Source organism: Parasphingorhabdus sp. (assembly GCF_036964675.1).
Classification (GTDB): Bacteria; Pseudomonadota; Alphaproteobacteria; order Sphingomonadales; family Sphingomonadaceae; genus Parasphingorhabdus.
This window is the reverse complement of record NZ_JBALTF010000182.1, coordinates 1-511: the sequence shown is the minus strand read 5'-3', so window position 1 is coordinate 511 and position 511 is coordinate 1. Positions and strand designations below refer to the sequence as shown.

General features: G+C 52.8%; 1 protein-coding gene and 1 pseudogene. Both read left to right on the top strand.

Annotated features, from left to right (window positions below; genetic code table 11):
- Positions 1-266 (top strand): annotated as a pseudogene (locus V7665_RS13860) (tRNA (N(6)-L-threonylcarbamoyladenosine(37)-C(2))-methylthiotransferase MtaB); the annotation flags it as partial.
- On the top strand, positions 263-511 hold a 249-nt coding region (locus V7665_RS13855; protein WP_335665109.1), incomplete at its 3' end, for a signal recognition particle receptor subunit alpha. The pseudogene V7665_RS13860 and the gene V7665_RS13855, both read left to right, overlap by 4 nt.

The window sequence follows — 511 nt, the reverse complement described above, 5'->3', positions numbered from 1 at the left end:
CGGCGAAAATGCCGCAGGTTGACGGGCATGTGATCAAGGAAAGAGCAAAAATATTGCGAGAGGCAGTCACGCGACGCACATTGGACTGGCGTCGCTCATTGGTCGGGTCCAGACAGAATATCCTCGCGGAAATGTCTGGAGATAACGGCTATGCGGAGAATTTTGCCCGCGTCCAGCTGGATTGCTCCGCAAGCAAGGGCGAGATTGTTCCGGTTGAAATTACTGGCATGCAGAATAAAAAATTGATTGGCAGGGTGGCAGCGTGACCGAGAAAAGCAGTTGGAAAGATCGCCTGTTTGGCGGCTTCAGCAAGACATCATCGCGGCTGACCGAAAATCTCGCAGGCCTGGTCACCAAGGCCAAGCTGGATGAGGCGACGCTTGATGATATCGAAGATGCGCTGATCCTGTCGGATCTTGGGCCAGCGACCGCATCGACCATTCGAGAAAAATTAGCGGTCGAGCGGTTCGAAAAAGGCCTGACCGAACATGCGGTTAAAGAGATTATCAAA